We start from the raw sequence: 20,269 nt of genomic DNA on the forward strand, positions 1-20,269 counted from the left end.
GATTAATATAGAATTCTGCCAAAATTACGTTCTTTTTGGCAATGCTAAAATTTTATTGCAGACTAACTCTCAGCTGAACGCCGCCCTCGGTCACACTGTTACGGAACGAGGTGGAAATTTTCGGGTCAGACACCGTGCGCAGCACATAAAACTGCAGGTTCACGCGCTGGCTCAGCACATAGTCCACGGTGGGGCGCAGCTGCAACTGGCGCGTGCCGTTGGTGATCTGGTTCTGAATCCGCTCCACGTTCTGGTCGTCGGTGGAGATGGCCCGCTGCACCGTCTGGTTGTCGCGCACCGAAAGGTCGAGGCGCATGGTCAGCTCATTCTCCAGCACTTTGCGCTCCCCGCCAATCTTAAACGGAATCCGGAAGTTGTTGGTGGTGTAGCCAAACCCGATCACATAGTCCTTCACATTCGTTTCCGTCACCTGCGCGTTCGTCAGGTTCAGCGACAGGTTGCGCTCAATCTTGTACTCGATGCGGCCGGTCAGGTTGTTTTTCGTACGGAAGTTAACCCCCAGCAGCGGCGCCAGGCGCTCGACCACCGTCAGCTGGTTCACGATGTAATACGACTCCAGGCGCCCCACGTCGTTTAGCTGCGTCGGGAAACCCTCCGGCTCCTGGTCATATATGAGCGAGGTGGTGAAGCTGGTGATGTTGTAGCTGGAGTTGTAGGCGTGCGAGAGGTTGATCTGGCTGAACCACTTCTGGAAGATCGGCAGGCGCTCCAGGCCATTGTAGTCGATGCGCCAGTTCGGGATCGGCAGGCGCTTGAACGGGCTCTCCTCGGCCTCGGCCTCATACCCGTTGATGTCGCGGCCCTGGTACGCGTACAGGAACGACTTCATGAGCACCTCCTGCGAGTTGAGGGTATAGCCGGAGTCGCCGGCGAACTCGTTGGCCGCGGTGAGCTTGTCGTGCACGTTGTGGCGGTAGCGCACAAAGTTGTTGAAGGCTTCCGAAGTGCCGTCCTCCGTTGATTCAAACAAGGTGCCCAATGCTAAAAACGAGGTGCTGAAGGAGCCGGAGGTAAACGGGTTCTGGCGCTGGTTCATCTCGCTGATGTCCCCGAAGTCATCAAACTCCTTGCGGTAGAAGATCTCATCGATCACCGATTTGGTGCGGCGCGCGTCCAGCTGTACGTTGAAGTTGCGGAACGGCTCCAGGTTGGCCCGCGCCGTGAACGTCTGGGTGTTCAGGGCGCTGAACGGCGTGTTGAGGTACTGGCTGCTGTCGGTGTACCAGCCGTTGGTGTAGGCGCGGTTGTAAAGCTCGTCCAGGTCGTACTGCCTGCCCAGGATAAACGGCAGCCCCGGCGCCTCGAAGTCATCGTCGAAGCCGAAGAAGGAGGTGGTCGGCAGGTAGCCCGGCATCATCGACCCGCGGTTCTCGAGGTAGGCCACGTTCAGCGAGCGCGTCATCATCAGCAGCCTCGCCAGCGACTTCAGCGCCTTCAGGTCTGCCTTTGGCTTGGTGGCGGCGGCTGTCGAGTCGGCCGGTACCGGCGAGGCGACAGGCCGCCCTGCCGGTGCCGGGGAGTTTACTTCCTTCAGGAACTTCACCTTGTTGTACAGTTTCACCATGTCGATCTTGCCGTTCACGCTGAGCTCGGTACTGTTCTCGGCCGTGTTTCCTAACTGGAAGTCCGCCGCCTGGTTCAGGGCCGTAGAGCCCGCCGTCCATATATAGGTGGCGGCATAGCGCGTCTCGGCGTCCAGGAAGTCGGTGAGCGGGAACTTGTCGAAGGGCAGTTTGTAGTTCAGGGCCACCAGCTGGTTGAAGTTGGTGTTACGGCCCCCGCGCATCAGGTTATCCCAGATGACCTTGTTCTTGTACTGCAGGGAGTCCACCTCGTTGTTGATGCGGGCGTAAGGCTCGTCCACCACGGCGCGGTTGGTGGCTGTGTAGTCCAGCGACAGGCTCTTGGTCAGGTCCCAGCGCATGTCGTAGATGCGGTTAAAGTAAAAGTACTTCTGGAAAGTCGGCGTAAGCCCCCTGGTTGTCACAAAGCCCGTTTCCTGGTCCGGGCGCTGCAGGTACACCTCGTTGTAAAAACGGTTCAGGTCCGCGCGCACCGCAAAGCGGCTCGGCACCAGCGAGAAGTTGAACTCCTTGAGCAGGCGGAAGTAGGGCGAACTGAGCCCCTGCACGTTGGCGAAGGGCGTATAGTTCTTGGGCGTGTTGTTGTAGGTATAGGCCACGCCGCCCGTGTAGGTCTTGCTGAAGTCGCGGTCGGTCTCCACGTTGGTGAACAGGCGCTCGGCGTAGGAATAGGAAAAGGAGAAGTTCTCGACGTCGTACAGGCGCACCCGCGCCTCCGGGTCCACCCGGTCTTTGCGCACGTTCAGCAGGCTGATGCTTCGGCGGGTCTCGCGGGTGGTCACCTCTTTCCGGTAAGCCCTCCGCTGCTCGTCTGAGTCAAACTTGGTGAGCGACTGCTCCAGCGGCACGTCCTGGTCCAGCGGGTCGAACTGTGGTTCGCTGTACAGGGTGCCGTACTGCAGGGTAAGCGGCACTTTTATGCCCCATTTCTGCGGCAGGAACTTATCCATCATCACGTTGGCGCTCATGTCGAACAGGGCGGTATTCTCACGGGCACGCTGCGCGATCTTCTGCTGCAGGCCGCCGAAGCCGATCGTGGTATAGGCCCCGGTGGCGGTAATGTTGGCAAAGTCGGCCAGCTTGGTGTTAAGGCGCGCATTGCCCGCCCACCCCGTCTGGTTGCGGAAATCGGTCACGCGCAGCTCATCCGCCCATATACACACCGAGTGCGGACGGTTGTCGTCGTTGGCCTGGCGCGGGTTTCGCACACCGATCATGATGCCCTCCACCTCGCTGAAGTCCGGGTTACCCACCACGCGGATCAGCTTGCCGTCAGGCAGCGTCACCTCATACGGCACATAGATAAAGGAGTGATCGGGGTCGCTGTTGCGCTGCACCTTCGCATCCACCAGGTCCTGCAGCGCGATCTCTATCTGGTTTTGTTCCGGCCATATCTCGGCCACCGCGTCGCTGCCCGAAGGGGTCAGCTTAAGAGGCACCACGTATTCGTAATAGTTCTGGGTAAAGTCGGTTCCTATCCGGATAAAGGCCTGCACATCGTCGTCCCCGGTAGCGGAAGGGTCGCTTGTCTCGGCGTGCAGGAACATCTTCAGCTGCTTGTATATGAGCATGTCGAGGGAGATGTTCTTGTACACCGCCTTCGAGAAGGAGTCCTTCAGGTCTTCCACGCACAGCTGCAGCGACTGCTCGTTCTGGCGGCGGTCGTTCACCGAGGCGTAGTCGCGGAGGCGGTCGATGCCCGGCGGAACCTTGTAGGGCGTGTTGTTGATGCCTTCCACCAACTGCCCGTTCTCCTCTATGTTCACCGTGGACACGGTAAAGCTGCGGGCGTCGTCAGTACAGGTCAGGCACGGGGTGCCTTCGGAGATCGGCTGCTCAAACTTGCGCCACTGGTTGGCGATGAACTGAAACTGCACGAAGCGCAGTACCACCGGGTCGGCAAACTGCGTCAGGTACATGCGCATAAACCGGATGGACTTAAAGCCGCTGATGCCCCCCACCGTGTTGGTGGGCTGGCGCACCGGTACCCGGAACTGGTACCAGGTGGCTTTGGTGTTATCATCCTGCACTGCATCCACGATATAGTTCTGGCCTACCTCCATCTGCTCGGGGCGCAGGTTTATCTTATACTCGTAGTACTGCTCCAGGTCGTTTATCACGTTGTCGCGGTTCAGGTCCTCCTTGTCCGGGAAGGCGTAGTTCGCGAAGCGGCTGTCCTCCGGGGAGTTGTTCTCCATGCCGTTGTAGTTCTTGTATCGCGCCAGGATGCCTGCGTCCTGCTGGTCGTAGAGCGGGTCCAGGTGGTGCAGGAAATTATCAGCGGAAGGGTCGCGGAGCACCGACTGCGGCGCTGTGCCCGGTATGCGGCTCAGGAAGCTGTTCTGAAAGTAAGTGGCTTCGTTTGCGTCACCCAGGCCGTCCAGACCGATGTCCTGGTTCTGGCGGGCGCCCGGCACGGCAGAGAAGGCGTCCGTCAGGAACTGTTGCTGCGTCACACGGCCCCAGATGGTCTCCTCCAGGTCCTGCAGGTCGGTGGCATTGGTTGGCAGCCCATTCTCAAACGCGTACTCGTTGTCTTTGAGGATATCCTCCGACACGCTGCCCAGGTTCAGGACCAGTTCCCCGCCGCCGTTGTTCGTCACTTCGTTGCCCTGCGCGTCCTGCCGGCCGTTCGGCCCTGTGATGAAAGGGTCCAGGAGCCAGAACTCCACATACTCGATGTTGGCGTTGTCAAAATCCGTGTCGAAAGAGATTTCCCGGCTGATACCGGCCCAGTTGTCGCGCGGGTCACCGGCCAGCAGGCCCTGCGAGGTGAGGTTCGGGTTGTAATTGTACTGGCCCCTTTCGTTGGGGTAGTAGGCCACGTCGAAGGTATACTCGAAGGTGTTGGAGGTTTCCGCGTCGCGGCCGGGAAACACCTCCGTGCGCCGCACGGGGCGCACGTACTGGTTCTTCAGGTCATCATCCGAAATATTGTCCGGCTTCAGGTTGTCGCTGTTGCGGTAGAAGATCTGGTCGATGGTATACCAGGCTATTTTGGCGCGGTTGTAGGAGTATTCTATCCCGGGTCCGGGCACCAGCGGCGCCGGCGTGGCCGCCAGGCGCCAGTTGGTGTTGTTGAAGCCGCCCAGGCTGTAAGGCGTCTCCGCCCCCTCAAAGTCATCTATATAGGAGGCGCCGTCCTCGTTGGCATTGGATTTTGTCTGCCCCGGGATCAGCTGCGCAAACTCGCCGCTGAAGGTCACCAGCGACGGCTCCTTCGTCTGGATCAGCGGAATCGCGTCCGTCATCTTCGTCAGGAAGCGCGACTCTTTCTGCAGGTTCAGGTCGAAGCCATATATGGTGTTGTTGGCGGGCTCGTCGCCGATGCTCACGCGGTTTATATAGGCCTGCTCGTTGATGGACAGCACCGTGGCGCCCAGGTTTATATCGTCGCTCAGGCGGTAGTCGAAGCGGGCGCCCAGCATCGTGCGGGGCTGTATGTTCAGCAGCTCGGCCTTCTCATAGGTCACGCGCAGGTCGTTGGCCGAGCTGATGTAGCTTGGGTTCAGGATCTTGATGCGGCCCAGGTCGTAGAACACCTGGTAATCGGTGCCCTCCACCAGGCGCGTGCCGCCCGAGTACACCGCCACGGAGCCTTCCGCAATCCGGAAGCCGGGCAGTGTGATCTCGTCGGCGGAGGAAGCCTGGAAACGGCCGTTAATATAGAACTTGGCTTTGACGCTGTTCTGCTGCGCGTCTGTCTGCGTCTGGTCGTACAGTTCCTGGAACACATATTTCTCGATCAGCTCGGGGCGGCCCTCCAGTTTCTGGGCCAGGTAGTCGCCGAACGGCTCCACCTGCGGAAAGAAAATGCGGCCCGTCTCCGGGTCGATGGTGATGCCGGACAGGAAGTCGAAATTGCCGTCGCTCGGCTTGTCGTTGTTCGTGTTCACGTTGTCCAGGTTCATCACCTCCACCAACGGGATGTTCTGGATCGGGCTTGGCTCTTTGATGCTGGTGATGTCTACGCCGGTCTCGTCGTCTTTATATATGATCTGAAGCTGGAAGTTCTCGCGGTTCAGCTGCGTGGCGTCCAGGCTGTAGACGTTCTTCATCATCAGGTCCCAGGTCGGGTACTGCAGCGAGGGGTTGGTGGCGCGCAGCAGCTTCAGGTGGATGACCTGCTCGGCGTTCAGGTTCTGGTAGTCATCCACCAGCTCGCCCACCTGATAGGTTTTGCCGTTGTAGGTATACTCAAAAGCCACCCCCAGCACCTGGTCGGGCAGCAGCACCGTGTTGAGGGATATATAGCCCAGCTGTGGGTTGAACTTGTATTCCCGCGGGTCCAGCTTGCGGGCGCGCACATGCTCGAAGTCAATGCCTTTCTGCAGGCCCAGGCTGTTGAGGTAACCGTCTACCTGCGAGTTATCGCGGGCCGTGTTGTTGCGGGCTACCTGGCTGTAGAGTGTGTTGGCGGCGTTGTCGGCGGGCGCCGTGGCGGGCCTGCCGCTCCCGAACTGGTCCCGGAATGGGTCTGCCTCGCCCAGGTCCATATAAGCTACCATGTTGCGCAGGTTCTCTGTGGAGCGGTTGCTGTTGGTCACGTACAGCTCCAGGCGCCGGATCACGATGCCTGAGTTCACCAGCGGGAGGTTCTTGAGCGACTCGTTGTAGCGGCCCCTGAAAAACTGCGAGAGGTAAAAGTGGCGGTTGTTGTCGTACTCGTCCACCCGGATGGAGAAAGGCCTGTTCTGGGCGCCGTTCTGCACCACCACTTCGTCGTTGGTGCCGCGCACGCTGGAGGCGATAGTGGTGACGCCGAGGCGGCCGAACTGCAGCTGCGTCTTGATGCCGAACAGGTTCTGGGCGCCCATGATGAGGGAGTTGTTGAGCGGCAGGCTCACGTTGCCGGCCTCCACTTTGCGCACGATCTCCTCCTCGTAGCCGGTGTAGTCCAGCTTCATGTTGTTCTCGAAGTCGAAGTTGGCGTTGTTGTCCCAGTTAAAGTTGAGGCGCATCTTCTCCCCGATCTGGCCCACCAGGTTCAGCGAGATGTTCTGCTCAAAGTCGAAGTCGCCGGTGCGCTGCTGGCTGAGCGGGATGCTCGGGTTCTGGTTTCGGTTAAAGCGCGCCCCGAACTTGAGCGACACGTTGCCGTTTGGCTGAATGTCGACGTAGTTGCCTCCGAAGATGCGGTCGAACATCGGGCTTATATATAGCTTTGGGATGAGGCGGTTGCTGCTGACCACGCTCTCGCCGTCCAGGCCGCCGGATTTGGCGCGCCAGTAGTTACGGATAGACTCGCGCTGCTGCCACTCCGAGAACTCCCGCAGCGACATAGTGGAGGGCGGCCGGTAGTTTATACCCCCGATGGTTTCCGATATCCTGTATTCCTGCAGGCTGTCGTCCAGTTCCACGTTCAGCTGGAGGTTGCTCGGCTGGCCCAGCAGCAGGGGAGAGGTGGTAGGGCGCGTGCTGAAAGGGCTTCCCCGCCTGTCGGAAGGCACGAACGTAGGCCTGCGGCTGGGGATATATTGCTGTGCTTTGGAAGTGTCTGTCTGTACTGTGTCCTGCAGCAGTAAAATGTTCTTCAGAATGGTGAATCTGATCCGGCTTGCCGCACGCAGCTCTTCCGCCTGCGACCACCAGCCCAGCATAGAAATAGTAGCAACCGTAACCCAAAGGAGGTTGTTCTTTTTGCTTTTCCAGATCAAAATAGGATATATTCTCTTATGAAGACTTCAACGCAAACTTAATCAACTCCTCTACGCTCAGGCTGCTGCCTTCCCGTTTGATGATAGAGTCAAGGGTCTTCTCGGCCACATTCTTTGCAAAGCCCAAAGTCACTAATGCAGATAACGCTTCGGCCCTGTTTGTATTGTGTGCTGTCGCAGGCGTGCCCGCCTCCGACAGCAGGACCTCTTTCCTAACCTTATCCTTCAGCTCCAGTATGATGCGCTGCGCTGTTTTCGCCCCGATTCCCTTCACGTGCTGGATGGTGCGCACGTCCTCCCGCACAATGGCCTGCTGCACCTCCTCCACCGACAGCGAAGACAGGATCATGAGCCCGGTGTTCGGCCCCACGCCCGAGATCGAGATCAACAGCAGGAACAGCTCTTTCTCAGCGATTGTGTTAAAGCCGTAGAGCGTGTGCGCATCCTCCTTTATATTCAGGTAGGTGTGCAGCTTGCAGCGCTCACCGGCCGGCAGCGAAGAGTACGTGTTCAGCGAAACTTTAATCTGGTAACCTACCCCACCCACGTCGATGATGACGTAGGTGGGGTCTTTGTACGTTAGTTTCCCGTCAATATAGGCTATCATTTATATATGCTGGTTATGATCGTTCTGCGCATCTACCACCGCAATGGAAACGATGTTCACGATTTCGCGGATGGAGCTGCCTAGCTGCAGGATGTGTACCGGCTTCCGCATGCCCATCAGCACCGGCCCGATCACTTCGGCCCCGCCAATTTCCTGCAGCACCTTGTAGGCAATGTTGCCGGAGGCCAGGTTCGGGAACACCAGTGTGTTGGCGCCTTTCTCGGCCAGCTCGCTGAAGGGGTAGTGCTCGCGCAGCAGGTTGCGGTTAAGCGCTGTGTTGGCCTGCATCTCGCCGTCTATCAGCAGGCTGGGGTAGCGCACTTTTGCCTTGCGCACGGCCTCGGCTGCCTTGTCCGGCACCTCGCCGCGCACCGACCCGAAGTTGGAGTAAGACAGCATCGCCACGCGCGGCTCCGTGTCGAAGAACTTCACGGTGCGGGCCGTCAGCCCGATGATGTCCACCAGCTCGTCGGCCGTCGGGTTCAGGTTCACGGTGGTGTCGGCAAAGAAAAACGGTTCGCGCCGGCTCAGGATGATGTACATGCCGGCGACCTTGTTGATGCCTTCCTCTACGCCTACCACCTGCAGCGCCGGCACAATGGTTTTGGAGTAGTCGCGGGTGAGGCCGGATATAAGGGCGTCCGCCTCGCCGCTGTTCAGCATCATGCTGCCGAAGTAGTTACGGTCGCGCATCAGGCGCTCGGCGTCAAACAGCGTGAGGCCCTTGCGCTGGCGTTTCTGGAAGAGCAGCTCTGCGTACTCCGCCCGTTTGGCGTCCTCCTGGAAGGGGTCGATGATGCGGGCGCCCTGCAGGTCCATGTTGTTCTCGGCGATGATGGCCTCTATCCGCTCGCGGTTACCCAGCAGGATCGGGTTGGCGATGCGCTGCTCTTTCACGATCTGCGCGGCCTTCAGGATCTTATAGTTGTCTGCCTCGGCAAACACCACTGTTTTCGGGTCTTTCTTGGCCTGGTTCGTGATGCGGGTCATCAGTTTCTGGTCGATGCCGATGCGCTCTTTCAGTTCCAGTTCGTACGCCTCCCAATCGGTGATCGGGTTGCGGGCCACCCCGCTCTCCATCGCCGCTTTCGCCACCGCCGGGGATATGGTCGTGATCAGCCGCGTGTCCAGCGGCTTGGGGATAAGGTAGGTGCGGCCGAAGTTGATGGTGGTGTCGCTGTAGGCTTTGAGCACCACGTCCGGCACCGGCTCCTTGGCCAGCGCCGCCAGCGCCCGCACGGCTGCGAGCTTCATCTCCTCGTTTATCTCGGTGGCGCGCACATCCAGGGCACCCCGGAAGATATAGGGGAAGCCCAGCACGTTGTTCACCTGGTTCGGATGGTCAGAACGGCCTGTGGCCATGATCAGGTCATTGCGGGTGGCCATGGCTATGTCGTAAGGTATTTCCGGGTCCGGGTTTGCCAGCGCAAAAATGATCGGGTTCGGGGCCATGGTCTTCACCAGCTCCGGGGCCAGCACATTGCCCGCCGAAAGGCCGACAAACACGTCGGCGCCTTCCATGGCCTCTTCCAGCGTGCGGATTTTACGCATCGTCACGAACTGGGCCTTGTATATGTCCAGGTCGTCGCGGTCAGGGCGAACAACGCCCTCGCGGTCCAGCATCACGATGTTGTCGAGCTTCAGGCCCAGGGCCACGTATAGCTTGGCGCAGGCAATGGCGGCGGCTCCGGCGCCGTTCATCACCATCTTCACCTCCTCTATCCTTCTGCCGGTAATCTCCAGGGCGTTCAGCAGGGCCGCAGCCGAGATGATGGCCGTGCCGTGCTGGTCGTCGTGCATCACCGGGATGTTCATCTGCTCCTTCAGCGCCACCTCGATCTTGAAGCTCTCCGGCGCTTTGATGTCTTCCAGGTTAATGCCGCCAAAGGTCGGCTCCAGCGACCGCACAATGCGGATGAACTCTTCCGGGTCCTCGCAGTCTATCTCTATATCAAACACATCGATGCCTGCAAACTTCTTGAAAAGAACGCCTTTCCCTTCCATGACCGGCTTGGAGGCATCGGGGCCGATGTTTCCCAACCCAAGCACGGCGGTGCCATTCGATATAACACCCACCAGGTTGCCCTTGGCCGTGTATTTATAGGCATTGTTCTTATCAGCATGGATCTCTTTGCACGGCTCTGCAACACCGGGGGAGTAAGCCAGCGCCAGGTCGTGCTGTGTGCTTACCATTTTAGTGGGGATTACCTCAATTTTCCCGGGCTTGCCTTCCATGTGGTAGGCAAGAGCATCCTCTCTGTTAATTTTACTCATAAATGCGTTTGTCGTTTGCGTTATCGTTTCGGGCTGCGCGATCAGGCCTTCGCCTGCTTTATATATGTATATCGCTAAATACCAATTTTATAAGAATTTACCGCTTATCCAAGTTGAGTTGCCAAAGATAAGGGGTAGAGGAGTTTTCAGCGCAGCAATTGTACATTTTTTCATCCATTTCTGCAGCTACACCTTAAATAAACAAAAAGCACCTTCAGAACGAAGGTGCTTTACTCATATAGCCTGCCTGCCGGCGTTAGCTCAGGATCAGCTTCTGCCCGGGCTTCAGGTTGTCGGACTTCAGCTTGTTGAGCTTCTTGATCTGCTCAATGCTGATGCCGTTGTACTTCTGGGAGATGTTCCAGAGCGTATCGCCGGGCTGCACATGGTGTATCACCTGCCGCTGCTGCGCCTCAGCTGCCTGCGAGGCTTTATCCATTGCCGGCTTCTCCTCGTGGGGGGTGGCAAGCGCGATGGCCTGGTTTTCCTCGGGGGAGGTTTTATAGAGCACCAGCTTCTGGTTTGGCTGCAAGCGGCTCCCTTTTATATTGTTCCATTCCTGCAGTTGTGCCAGCGTTACCTGGTGCCGCGACGCGATCTGCGTCAGGTTATCGCCGCGCTGCACGGTGTAGAATATCTTCTTTTCAGCAGCCCCGACTTCTTTCTGGGCAACCGCCTTCTTTTCCGCCGGCTCCTCGGCGGCCTGCTCCTTTTTGGAGGAAGCCAGCATGACGGGCGCCTCGGCGGGTGCCAGCTTCATGGAAGGCGCACGGGAAGGGGCGGCGGCCATCATAATGCAGCTTTTGTCTTCGGCCGAGGCCAACAAAGCGGCACGCTCTGCCGGGATGCGCAGCCTGTAACGCAGGTGCTTCGGAATCACGTTCTGCTTCAGCTCCGGGTTAAGCGCCATCAGCTGTGCCGGGGTTATGTGCAGTTCCTCGGCCAGTCGCTCCACGTCCAGCTCCTGCGTCACCTCTAGGTACGCCACCTGTGGCTGGTACAGGATAGAGTCAGAGAAAATGTTGTGGTCGGCGGCGTGGTGCATGGTATAGATCACCGCCGTCATCGATGGGATATAGCCGCGCGTCTCCTTTGGCAGGTAGGGGAAAATCTCCCAGAATGTCTTTTTGCCGCCTCCGGCCCTGCGGATGGCTTTGTTCACGTTGCCGGGGCCGCAGTTATAGGCCGCCAGGGCCAGTTCCCAGTCATCGTAGGTGTTGTGCAGGCGGCGCAGAAAGCGCAGGGCAGCATCCGTGGACTTCTCGGGGTCCAGGCGCTCGTCTACATACTGGTTAAACTTCAGGCCGAAGTCGCCGGCGGTGGGTTTCATGAACTGCCAAAGGCCCGCCGCGCCTACCGGCGACTGTGCCTTTGGGTTAAGGCCGGACTCCACGATGGAGAGGTACTTGAGCTCCATCGGCATGTTGTGCTTTTTGAGGTACTTCTCATACATCGGGAAATACACGTTTTCGCGCGTCAGCATCATGCGCGTGTACTTGCGGTTCCGGATAGTGAAGTAGTCAATGAAGTTTCTTACATAGTTGTTGAACTCAATCGGGATTTCCGTGTCAATGCAGCTCAGCCTGTCGGCGATCACTTCATTGGGCTCGTTGGGGATATACTCAACCAGCAGGGCCAGCTCTTCGGGGGAGAGGACCGTGGTATCCACCCTGGGCTTGGTAAGAGTATCACCGGGGGCAGGCTGTTCAAACAAACGGCCGTGGCCGAAAGCAGGGACGTTTGATGCCCACATGCTACAGACCACAGCCGAAAGCAGTGTAAGAAATTTTGTATGCGTCATGACATTATTTAGGCTTCAACGGATATCTTGTCCAGAATTTGGTTCGAGAAGGCCAGCAGCTGCGGCTCCTCGAATGATCGGGTCATTAACTGCAACCCGATGGACAGGCCGTTGGCATCGCGCCCAACCGGAATAGAGATGGCTGGCACGCCGGCAAGTGAGGCCTGCACCGTAAAGATGTCTGCCAAATACATGGCCAACGGATTCGCTGTGTTTTCCCCTATCTTGAAAGCAGTGGTAGGGGCGGTAGGCAATATAAGAAAATCATATGCCTGAAGCAACTCATCCGTCTTCTCTTTAATCAGTCGTCTCACTTTCTGCGCCTTGGTGTAATAGGCATCGTAATAATCGGCGCTCAGCACGAAGGTGCCGAGCATGATACGGCGCTGCACCTCCTGCCCGAAACCCTCTGCCCGCGTCTTTTTGTAGAGCGAGGTCAGGTCAGTCACATTCTGGGAGCGGAAGCCGTACTTCACCCCGTCGTAGCGGCCCAGGTTCGAGCTGGCTTCGGCGGTGGTGAGGATATAATACGTTGGCACAATATAATCGAGGTACGGGAAATCTACGGCCTCCACCTGGTGGCCATCGTCTTTCAGCATCTCTTTCACGCCCAGAATCGCATCCTTTACTTCGGAATCAAGCCCCTCGCTCTCGAAACAGTCGCGGATATAGCCGATTTTGTATTTCTTATCGGCGCCAAGCAACTCGCTGTACGGCGGCACTTCGCGCTGGCTGGCGGTGCTGTCCATGCCGTCTTTGCCAGCCATTACCTCCAGCAGCAGGGCTGCATCAGGCACGTTGTTGGTGATCACACCGATCTGGTCGAAAGAAGACGCGTAGGCGATAAGGCCGTAGCGTGAGATACGGGAATAAGTAGGCTTAAAACCGACTACCCCGCAAAACGAGGCCGGTTGGCGCACAGAGCCGCCGGTATCGGAGCCGATGGAAGCAAGGCAAAGCCCGGCCTGCACGGCCACGGCCGAACCACCCGAAGAGCCGCCCGGCACGCGGGAGGCGTCATCGGCATTGAGCACATTGCCAAAAGCAGAGGTCTCGTTGGAGGCACCCATGGCAAACTCATCGCAGTTCTGGCGGCCGATGATAATGGCGTCTTCCTGCAGGAGCCGCTCCACAGCCGAGGCGGTGTACAAGGATTTGAATCCCTCCAATATATGGCTCGAAGCCTGCAGGGTGTGGCCTTTGTAAGCAAGCACATCCTTGATGCCGATCACCATACCCGCCAGTTTCCCGGCGGTGCCATTTGCGATTTTGTGGTCTACGATATCCGCCTGGGTATATGCCTCCTGCTCAAATACTTCCAGGAAAGCATTTAGATTTGCCTTTTCCCTGATATTCTGTAGGTAGTGCTCTACCAACTGCCGGCACGTTAACTGTTCGTCGGCGATAGCAGCACGGATGTCGTGAAGCGAGTTGTATTGTCTCAATCTATTTTTGACTTAGGGTCGTCTTTGATGGATTGCTCAAGTTCGTTTTTGATCTGGTCAGTCGCATCCTTGAATTCCCGCATGCCACGCCCGAAAGCGCGGGCTATACCCGGAATCTTGTCTGCGCCAAATAACATCAGCACGGCCATTAAAATGACGAGCATTTCTCCTCCTCCCAGGTCCCCCAGGAAGAGAAGCAAAGAACCAGAATTCATACAGCTACTTAAAGCTAAATGGGTTACTACTTCGTGGTGCTGTGGCTATCGTCCTTCACCGAATTCTCGATGTCGCTCTTGATCTCCTTTGTGGCGTCTTTGAACTCACGGATGCCGCGGCCCATGCCTCTTGCCAGTTCCGGGATGCGCTTGGCGCCGAACAGAAGCAGGATAACAAAAAGGATCAAAAGGATTTCTGTGCCTCCCAAGCCTCCTAAGAATAAGAAAATGTTGTTGATACCCATCTTTTTCGATTTTAAATGAATGCTACAAAATTAGAGTTAATATTTAATTTAAACCCATATCCAGTTATATAAGTTTAATCGGGCTCCTATTCATCTCAAATTTTTATTGCCCGGGAGCAAAGCTAATGCTATGCTGCTGCCGGTGCTTGGCTGTTGTGTTTCCCACCGCAGGCCATAGGAATCGGCATCATCAAAAACACAGGCCCCATGTATATAGCCAATGCCGGGACACTGGCAGCCGCAGTGGGGCAACACAGCAAATTACCTTGGTAATGTAATCAGAGGAAGCCACTAAATCAACAGCCCTCCCCGAAAACTACTTAAAGTCTTGGGAAACACGCCGTACCGATGAAACCTGTTAGTGTTTTATTTCGGAGAAGTGTAAGTATTAATTCTGTGATTCTTTTTAGCTAAATTAGCAACTTCTGGTGGGCGCGGATTGTTCTAAAATAAAAAGGGGCGTTTGCTTAACCTTTTGATTAGATATAAGTATATATATAAATTAATTGTTGAATACTCTGAGTGGATGCATTAAAGTTGCATTATTAATCAGATCGTTGTACATTTGAACATGAATTCGCTGCAACCTCAAAAAGGCTGCATTTAGATAAAAATATTAAGTTTGTTTTCATAGCTTGGAAAGGCACCCTACACTGTGGGGTGTTTTTTTATTTAAGAGCTTTCCTGTTTTATTTAACCCTCGGTCAGACTTCCCAACTTCCCGGTATTACGTATCGTTCGGAGCACCTCACCTGTTTAAAGCGAAAAATAATATATGGGTTTAATCCGGGCTAAGTACTAGCCCTTTCCATGCGCTTGCTGTTTTCACGACACTGCTCACGAAGTATATATAGCTGGGAGGCAGTAAGATAGTACGCATATAGGAGGGCATCTACAGCATCTTCAGGTGCATGGACTGGGGAGCCTGAAAGGGGGAAAGCCACTACTCAACTGTGGCTTTCCCGCTGCTGATATAGAGGGAGAGGCTATTTCGGGGCGATCCAGCCAGCCGGGTTCAGGTTCTGCTGGTTCTTCCAGACCTGGAACTGCAATTCGGTGGTGCCATCGCTGTCGGTGTATACCGTGCCGATGGGGTCTTTCATTTTGATTGTTTGCCCGGCTTTTACGGTTACAGACTTTAGCTTGGCATACACCGTGAAATATTCCCCGTGCTGCACCATCACAATGTTGTTCATGCCAGGCACCGAGGCCACGGTCAGTACCGTGCCTTCGAATATGGCGCGGGCGCTGGCTCCCTGCGAGGTCTGTATGTCCACGCCATGGTTTTCCACCACCACGCCCTTCAGCACCGGGTGGTTGTGGCGCCCAAAGCTCTGCGAGATGAAGCCGCGCTCCACGGGCCAGGCCAGACGGCCCTTGTTACCAGCAAAAGAAGAGGAGATTAGCGCTGCCTCTGGCGTCAGGGTCACTTTGCTGGAACTGCCGCTCGTGGCTTTGCCCGCTGCCCTTGCCGCGCGCGCCGCGCGCTCGATTTCCTCCCGCACCATGTCGGCGATGAGCTTGTCCAGTTTCCTCACCGACTCCTGCCGGGCCGCCACTTCCTGCTTCAGGCTGGTTTCCTGCTTCGTCAGGTTCGTGATCACACTATCCTGCTGCTGGCGCAGCGTCTGCAGGTTTCTGCTCTCGGCCACCTGCTTCCCCAGCAGGTTCTGTTTCTGTCTTCTCTTGGATTCCAGCACGGCAAGCTGGCCCGACAGTACGGTCTGCACCTTGTTTATCTGCTCCACCTGCTTCTTGCGGGCCTCGGAGTACTGCTGCAGGTAACGCATGCGCCGGACTAACTGGTTAAAGTTGTCGGAGGCAAACAGGAACATGAGCTTGTTATAGCTGTTGGCTGTTTTGGAGGCGGCATACACCATGGTGGCGTATTCGGCCTTGAGCTTGTCGAGATCGTTCTGTAACGCACCCACAATTCCCTCCGTCTCCCTGACATCAGACTCTATATAGTTTATTTCGCGCGAGATGTTGCTGATGACGCCCTTTTGCACCGTTATTTTCTCCTTGATGGCATTAAGCTGGCCAATGGAAGCCTCTTTCTTCTTTTTGGTCTGCTGCAGAATGCGGTTGGCTTCTTTGATGCGGGAGAGGTTTTCTTTCTTCTCTTTCTCCAGCTGCGCCTTGCTCTTCTTTTTCTGGGCTTGGGCAGCCAGCGGCAGGCAAAGGATCAGCAGGAAAAAAGTGAATCTGTAAAGGGCGTTCATCACAAGGGTGGTTCTTCTACTCTAAGTCTACAAAGATGGTAAAACTATAAGTGAAGAACCAACAGCCGCCGGGAATTAATTAACCGCGGCGCGTGCGTAATCAGCTGGTACGCTGAAGGGAAAAGAGAGGACTTCGTCGGAGACGGTGATGCGGCTGTGGGTGAGCGTGAAGTCCGACACCTGGCCTTTTTGCAGCACCTTTGCCGCCAGGCCATGCGCAAAAGGCACTTGGCCGATCTCCTGAAAGCGATCATACCTCACCGTAATGGTGTTGCCGGTGTTGTTGTCCTGCACGTTCAGCTGGAGCAGCTTGCTGTTGAGCCGGCCGATAAAGTAATCGAAGGTCAGGTTCTGGCGGAGCTGTTGCACGTGTTGCGTGTCTCCCTCGTCCAGTGCCTTTTCAGCGCCCTGCGACTGGTAATTGCCCAGCAGGATGGACTGCAGCAGCTCAAAGCTCACATCCACCTGCAGTTTGTTGCGCAGGAACGCGTAATCGGCGGCCACATACTCTTTCTGCAGGCGGTTCACGATGTACACCGAGTCCTGGGTCAGCATCACCCGGGCGGCTTCAATGCCCAGGCCCGGCTGCACCGACATCCAGATCACGCTGTCTTTCTTCATCCGGATGGTGACACCGGAGGAGAGGTTGTCGTTGTTGTCTTTCAGTGTGATCTGGCCTTTGGAACTGAGGTAGTTGAAATCGAAATTGCTTACTTCTACGGCACCGATGTTTTCTGTAGTGGTGGAGGCAGTAGTGGGCACTGCCTCTTTTTTGCAGCCTGCCAGCAGGAAAATCCCCAGCAGGCAAAGCAAAAGGGGTTTACTCATAGAGTTTCTTGTCTTTTATCTTCTTGTCTATATAGGCAGAGGCTTCGCCCTTCAGTTTAGCTTTCTGCCACTGGCTCACCGCCTCCTCTTTTTTCCCAAGCTTAAACAGCACATCGCCATAATGCTCCACGATGGTGGCATCGTCAGAGATGGCAACAGCCTGCTCCAGGTACTTGCGGGCTTCGGTATAATTGCCGTTTTTATAGAGCACCCAGGCATAGGTGTCGAGGTAGGTGGGGTTAGTGGGGTGCAGCTTTACCAGGCGCTCCGCCATTTCAACCGCCTTTGGCAGGTTCTCGTTGCGCAGCGACAGGAAATAGCTGTAGTTGTTGAGCACGTGCTCGTTGTCCTTGTCCTGTGCCAGCACGGCCTCATAGGCCTCGTTCGACTTGGTATATTCTTTCAAAGAATTATAGCCGTCGCCCAACTGCATGTTAAACTGCATCAGCAGCTGTTGTTCACCAGCCGACAGGCGCTTGCCGTGCTCCAGTGATTTCACCGCCTTTTTAAAGTCCTTCGTGATGAGGTGGCCGGTGCCGTTGTAGAACCAGAAAATAGCCTGGTTCGGGAAAAGCTCGAGCGCCTTCTCCGAGTGCTCCACCATCGCCTCTGGCTGCGACAGCTCAGCATCCAGCAGCACGATCTGCTGCCAGATCTTAAAGTGGGAGTCGTCGAGCTTTACGGCTTTCAGGTAATTGTCGCGCGCCACTTCTTTTTTGCCCGTGATCGTCTGCAGGTCGCCGGCCACAGCATAGGCCTTGGCCTCTTCCGGGTGCGTTTCGATCGTCAGGTCTGCCAGTTCCAGTGCCACGCCCTCTATCTCCGGGTTAGGCAACTGGCGGATAAAATCCACCAGTATGCGCACGCGGGTGTCTATGTCCAGTTGTGGGCTTTCAAACGCTGTTTTCACTTCTTTCTCAGCTGCGGCCTTATTGCCTTTCTGGCGGTTCAGGTCAGAGAGCATGAGGTGGGCGAAGGGGTTGTTCGGCTCCATGCGGAGCGCCTTGTCTAAAACAGCGATCGCCTCATCCGGCTTTTTAGAGGCATTCAGCAGCTCGGCCTGTGCCAGGAAATAGCGGACCTCGGTGGGGTTTGACGACAGCAGCTTATTTCCTTCCTGAACCGCCTTGTCGATGTTCTTCTGGCGCAGGTATATCTGCTGGCGGTTCACGAGGAGCTGCTCCATTTCGCCGAACTTCTTCTCGATGCGATCATAGGTTTTCAGCGCATCATCAAACCGCGACTGCGACAGGTAGAGGTCGGCGAGGTTAAAAAGGTATTCTTCGGAGTTGGGCACGTTGCGCAGCAGGTCGTTGAAGGCCTGCGCGGCCTCATCAAACTGTTTCCTGTCAGTGTGCAGCTGGGCTACCAGCAGGTAGTAGTACGCGTTCTGCTTTTCTAAGGCGACGGCGGCCTTGGCAAAAGGCATGGCTGCCTCCGCATTTTGCAATTGCAGGTAAGTTTCGCCGATCTTGTAATTTAAGGCGGCGTTATTGGGCGTAACAGTGTAGGCTTTCTGAAAAAGCTGGAGGGCTTGTTGGTAGTCCTCCAGCATAAAATATTTCATCCCATCCAGAAACAACGCCTCGCTCACCTGTCTGTCCCGTTCCGAAGGTTCCTGCGCCGCTGGCGCCGGGGCTGTTTCGGTGGCAGCTTTCGCTTTCTTTTTAGAAGACTGCGCGTTGCTCTCTCCGGTCGCTACGAGGGCCAGGCAGCAAGAGGCTAAAAGTACGTTTCTGAATGTGGTCATGGGTCTACTCTGTAAGCGTGTTGAAGTCGCCGAGGCTGAGGTCAGACTGGCGCCCCTCAAACACAACAAAGTTGCCAAGCATTGAGTTTGCAACATTGCCATTTTTAAGGGAAGTATCTTCCTGGATAATTGAGTTGCTTACCACTGAGTTGTAGACATTCGTGTTGTTGCCGATAGAAACGTGTGGGCCGATCACGGAATTCGTAATGCGCACATTCTCACCAATGTATACAGGAGGGATAACCACCGCGTTTTCCAGCTGCGCCGACGAGGCCACCAGGCCTTCCTCATCCTTTATATACTCTAAATAGCGTTGATTAGTATAAACGGTTGCGTTTTTATTTCCGCAGTCGAGCCACTCCGATATCACGGCAGGGATAAAGGTGGTGCCTTTGTTCTTCATGTTCTCTAACGCGTTGGTTAGCTGGAACTCACCCTTGTCTTTGATGTCGTTGTCGAGCAGGTACTGCAGCTCGCTGCGCAGGTACTCCCCGTCGCGGAAATAGTAGATGCCGATGATGGCCAGGTCGGACACAAAGTGCTCCGGCTTCTCCACAAAATCGGTGATCTCGTTCTGCTCGTTCAGCTTGATCACGCCAAACGGGCGCGGGTCTTCCACGCGCTGCACCCAGATGGTGCCGTCGGCGTTGGTGTCGAGCTGGAAGTCGGCTTTGAAAAGCGTGTCGGCAAAGGCCACCACCACTTTCCCCTGCAGAGACTCCTGCGCGCAAAGGATGGCATGGGCCGTGCCAAGGGCCTCCTCCTGGTAATAGATGCTGCCTTTGGCGCCAACGGCCTCCGCGATCTTGATCAGGTTCTGCTCTACCTTCTCGCCGAAATGCCCGATGATGAACGCCACCTCCTCGATGGGCTCGTGGCAGACTTTGGCGATGTCCTCCACCAGGCGCCGCACGATAGGCTTGCCGGCAATCGGGATCAGGGGCTTAGGGACAGTTAAGGTGTGGGGACGCATGCGCTTGCCCATGCCTGCCATTGGTATGATTATTCTCATAGTTTTTTATTGATTTGAATTATAGCCAGAGCAGTTTCTGCCGCTGTGGCTGTTATACATAGGTTTCGTAATCAGGGTAGTATATGCTCCGGATGCCAAAGGGTGCTTCTTCTTATAACGGGAAAAAGCGACAGGGTTACAAAAATTATTTGGTGCCGGTGCTGCCGTAGCCTCCAGCGCCACGTGCCGTGTCGTTTAGTTCCTCCGCCTCTTGCCACGCAATGCGCTCATACCGGGCCACCACCAGCTGGGCGATGCGCTCGCCGTCCTCCACCACAAACGCCTCATCCGAGAGGTTGACCAGCAGCACCTTGAGTTCACCCCGGTAATCGGCATCAATGGTGCCCGGGCTGTTCACGATGGAAATGCCGTGCTTGTAGGCCAGGCCGCTGCGCGGGCGAATCTGCGCCTCGTGCCCCTCCGGCAGGGCTATATATAAACCCGTCGGGATGAGGGCGCGCTGCAGTGGCTTCAACGTAACCGGCGCCTCCAGGTTTGCCCGCAGGTCCATGCCCGCCGAATGGGCGGTCTGGTAAGACGGCAGCACGTGTTTCGACCGGTTTATCACGTGAACCAAAAGCTCTTCTGTGTGCATCATGTTTCAATATA

At 56.3% G+C, this 20,269-nt stretch carries 12 protein-coding genes; all 12 read right to left on the bottom strand.

The features are described 5' to 3' along the window. Positions 1-52: 52 nt before the first annotated feature. Positions 53-7,261, bottom strand: coding sequence for a T9SS outer membrane translocon Sov/SprA (gene sov, locus ABD920_RS10025; protein ID WP_345158728.1), 7,209 nt, complete (start codon positions 7,259-7,261; stop codon positions 53-55). Between the two features lie 16 nt (positions 7,262-7,277). Next, complete coding sequence (ruvA, locus tag ABD920_RS10030; protein WP_345158729.1) at positions 7,278-7,868, bottom strand: Holliday junction branch migration protein RuvA; 591 nt, start codon at positions 7,866-7,868, stop codon at positions 7,278-7,280. Continuing rightward, positions 7,869-10,142, bottom strand: a complete 2,274-nt coding sequence (locus ABD920_RS10035) for an NADP-dependent malic enzyme (RefSeq protein ID WP_345158730.1) — start codon at positions 10,140-10,142, stop codon at positions 7,869-7,871. It abuts the gene before it with no gap. 256 nt (positions 10,143-10,398) lie between these two features. Then, on the bottom strand, positions 10,399-11,943 hold the full coding sequence (locus ABD920_RS10040; protein ID WP_345158732.1) for a lytic transglycosylase domain-containing protein: 1,545 nt from the start codon (positions 11,941-11,943) through the stop codon (positions 10,399-10,401). An 8-nt stretch (positions 11,944-11,951) separates the two neighbouring features. Then, positions 11,952-13,388, bottom strand: a complete 1,437-nt coding sequence (gene gatA / locus ABD920_RS10045; RefSeq protein WP_345158733.1) for an Asp-tRNA(Asn)/Glu-tRNA(Gln) amidotransferase subunit GatA — start codon at positions 13,386-13,388, stop codon at positions 11,952-11,954. Continuing rightward, positions 13,385-13,603, bottom strand: a complete 219-nt coding sequence (locus ABD920_RS10050) for a Sec-independent protein translocase subunit TatA/TatB (protein WP_345158735.1) — start codon at positions 13,601-13,603, stop codon at positions 13,385-13,387. Before ABD920_RS10050 ends, gatA begins: the two co-directional genes overlap by 4 nt. A gap of 26 nt (positions 13,604-13,629) precedes the next feature. Continuing rightward, complete coding sequence (locus ABD920_RS10055; RefSeq protein ID WP_345158736.1) at positions 13,630-13,848, bottom strand: Sec-independent protein translocase subunit TatA/TatB; 219 nt, start codon at positions 13,846-13,848, stop codon at positions 13,630-13,632. Positions 13,849-14,834: 986 nt separating this feature from the next. Then, the gene (locus ABD920_RS10060) at positions 14,835-16,070 is read right to left on the bottom strand and encodes a murein hydrolase activator EnvC family protein (RefSeq protein WP_345158738.1); all 1,236 of its coding nucleotides are present in this window, start codon (positions 16,068-16,070) and stop codon (positions 14,835-14,837) included. Positions 16,071-16,145: 75 nt separating this feature from the next. Then, positions 16,146-16,898, bottom strand: a complete 753-nt coding sequence (gene lolB1 / locus ABD920_RS10065; protein ID WP_345158740.1) for a lipoprotein insertase outer membrane protein LolB1 — start codon at positions 16,896-16,898, stop codon at positions 16,146-16,148. Next, the gene (locus ABD920_RS10070) at positions 16,891-18,648 is read right to left on the bottom strand and encodes a tetratricopeptide repeat protein (protein WP_345158741.1); all 1,758 of its coding nucleotides are present in this window, start codon (positions 18,646-18,648) and stop codon (positions 16,891-16,893) included. The genes lolB1 and ABD920_RS10070 overlap by 8 nt, the downstream gene beginning before the upstream one ends. 4 nt (positions 18,649-18,652) lie before the next feature. Continuing rightward, positions 18,653-19,660, bottom strand: a complete 1,008-nt coding sequence (locus ABD920_RS10075) for a sugar phosphate nucleotidyltransferase (protein ID WP_345158742.1) — start codon at positions 19,658-19,660, stop codon at positions 18,653-18,655. Positions 19,661-19,805: 145 nt separating this feature from the next. Next, positions 19,806-20,255, bottom strand: coding sequence for a dUTP diphosphatase (gene dut, locus ABD920_RS10080; RefSeq protein WP_345158880.1), 450 nt, complete (start codon positions 20,253-20,255; stop codon positions 19,806-19,808). Positions 20,256-20,269 lie beyond the last annotated feature (14 nt).

This window comes from Pontibacter saemangeumensis, assembly GCF_039541895.1.
GTDB classification, from domain to species: Bacteria; Bacteroidota; Bacteroidia; order Cytophagales; family Hymenobacteraceae; genus Pontibacter; species Pontibacter saemangeumensis.

Bases quoted from the DNA above. Each gene is read 5' to 3' on its own strand.
- ABD920_RS10055 (WP_345158736.1), bottom strand. From the start codon at position 13,848: ATGGGTATCAACAACATTTTCTTATTCTTAGGAGGCTTGGGAGGCACA.
- ruvA (WP_345158729.1), bottom strand. From the start codon at position 7,868: ATGATAGCCTATATTGACGGGAAACTAACGTACAAAGACCCCACCTAC.
- ABD920_RS10070 (WP_345158741.1), bottom strand. From the start codon at position 18,648: ATGACCACATTCAGAAACGTACTTTTAGCCTCTTGCTGCCTGGCCCTC.
- ABD920_RS10040 (WP_345158732.1), bottom strand. From the start codon at position 11,943: ATGACGCATACAAAATTTCTTACACTGCTTTCGGCTGTGGTCTGTAGC.
- dut (WP_345158880.1), bottom strand. From the start codon at position 20,255: ATGCACACAGAAGAGCTTTTGGTTCACGTGATAAACCGGTCGAAACAC.
- ABD920_RS10050 (WP_345158735.1), bottom strand. From the start codon at position 13,603: ATGAATTCTGGTTCTTTGCTTCTCTTCCTGGGGGACCTGGGAGGAGGA.
- lolB1 (WP_345158740.1), bottom strand. From the start codon at position 16,898: ATGAGTAAACCCCTTTTGCTTTGCCTGCTGGGGATTTTCCTGCTGGCA.
- ABD920_RS10060 (WP_345158738.1), bottom strand. From the start codon at position 16,070: ATGAACGCCCTTTACAGATTCACTTTTTTCCTGCTGATCCTTTGCCTG.
- ABD920_RS10075 (WP_345158742.1), bottom strand. From the start codon at position 19,660: ATGAGAATAATCATACCAATGGCAGGCATGGGCAAGCGCATGCGTCCC.
- ABD920_RS10035 (WP_345158730.1), bottom strand. From the start codon at position 10,142: ATGAGTAAAATTAACAGAGAGGATGCTCTTGCCTACCACATGGAAGGC.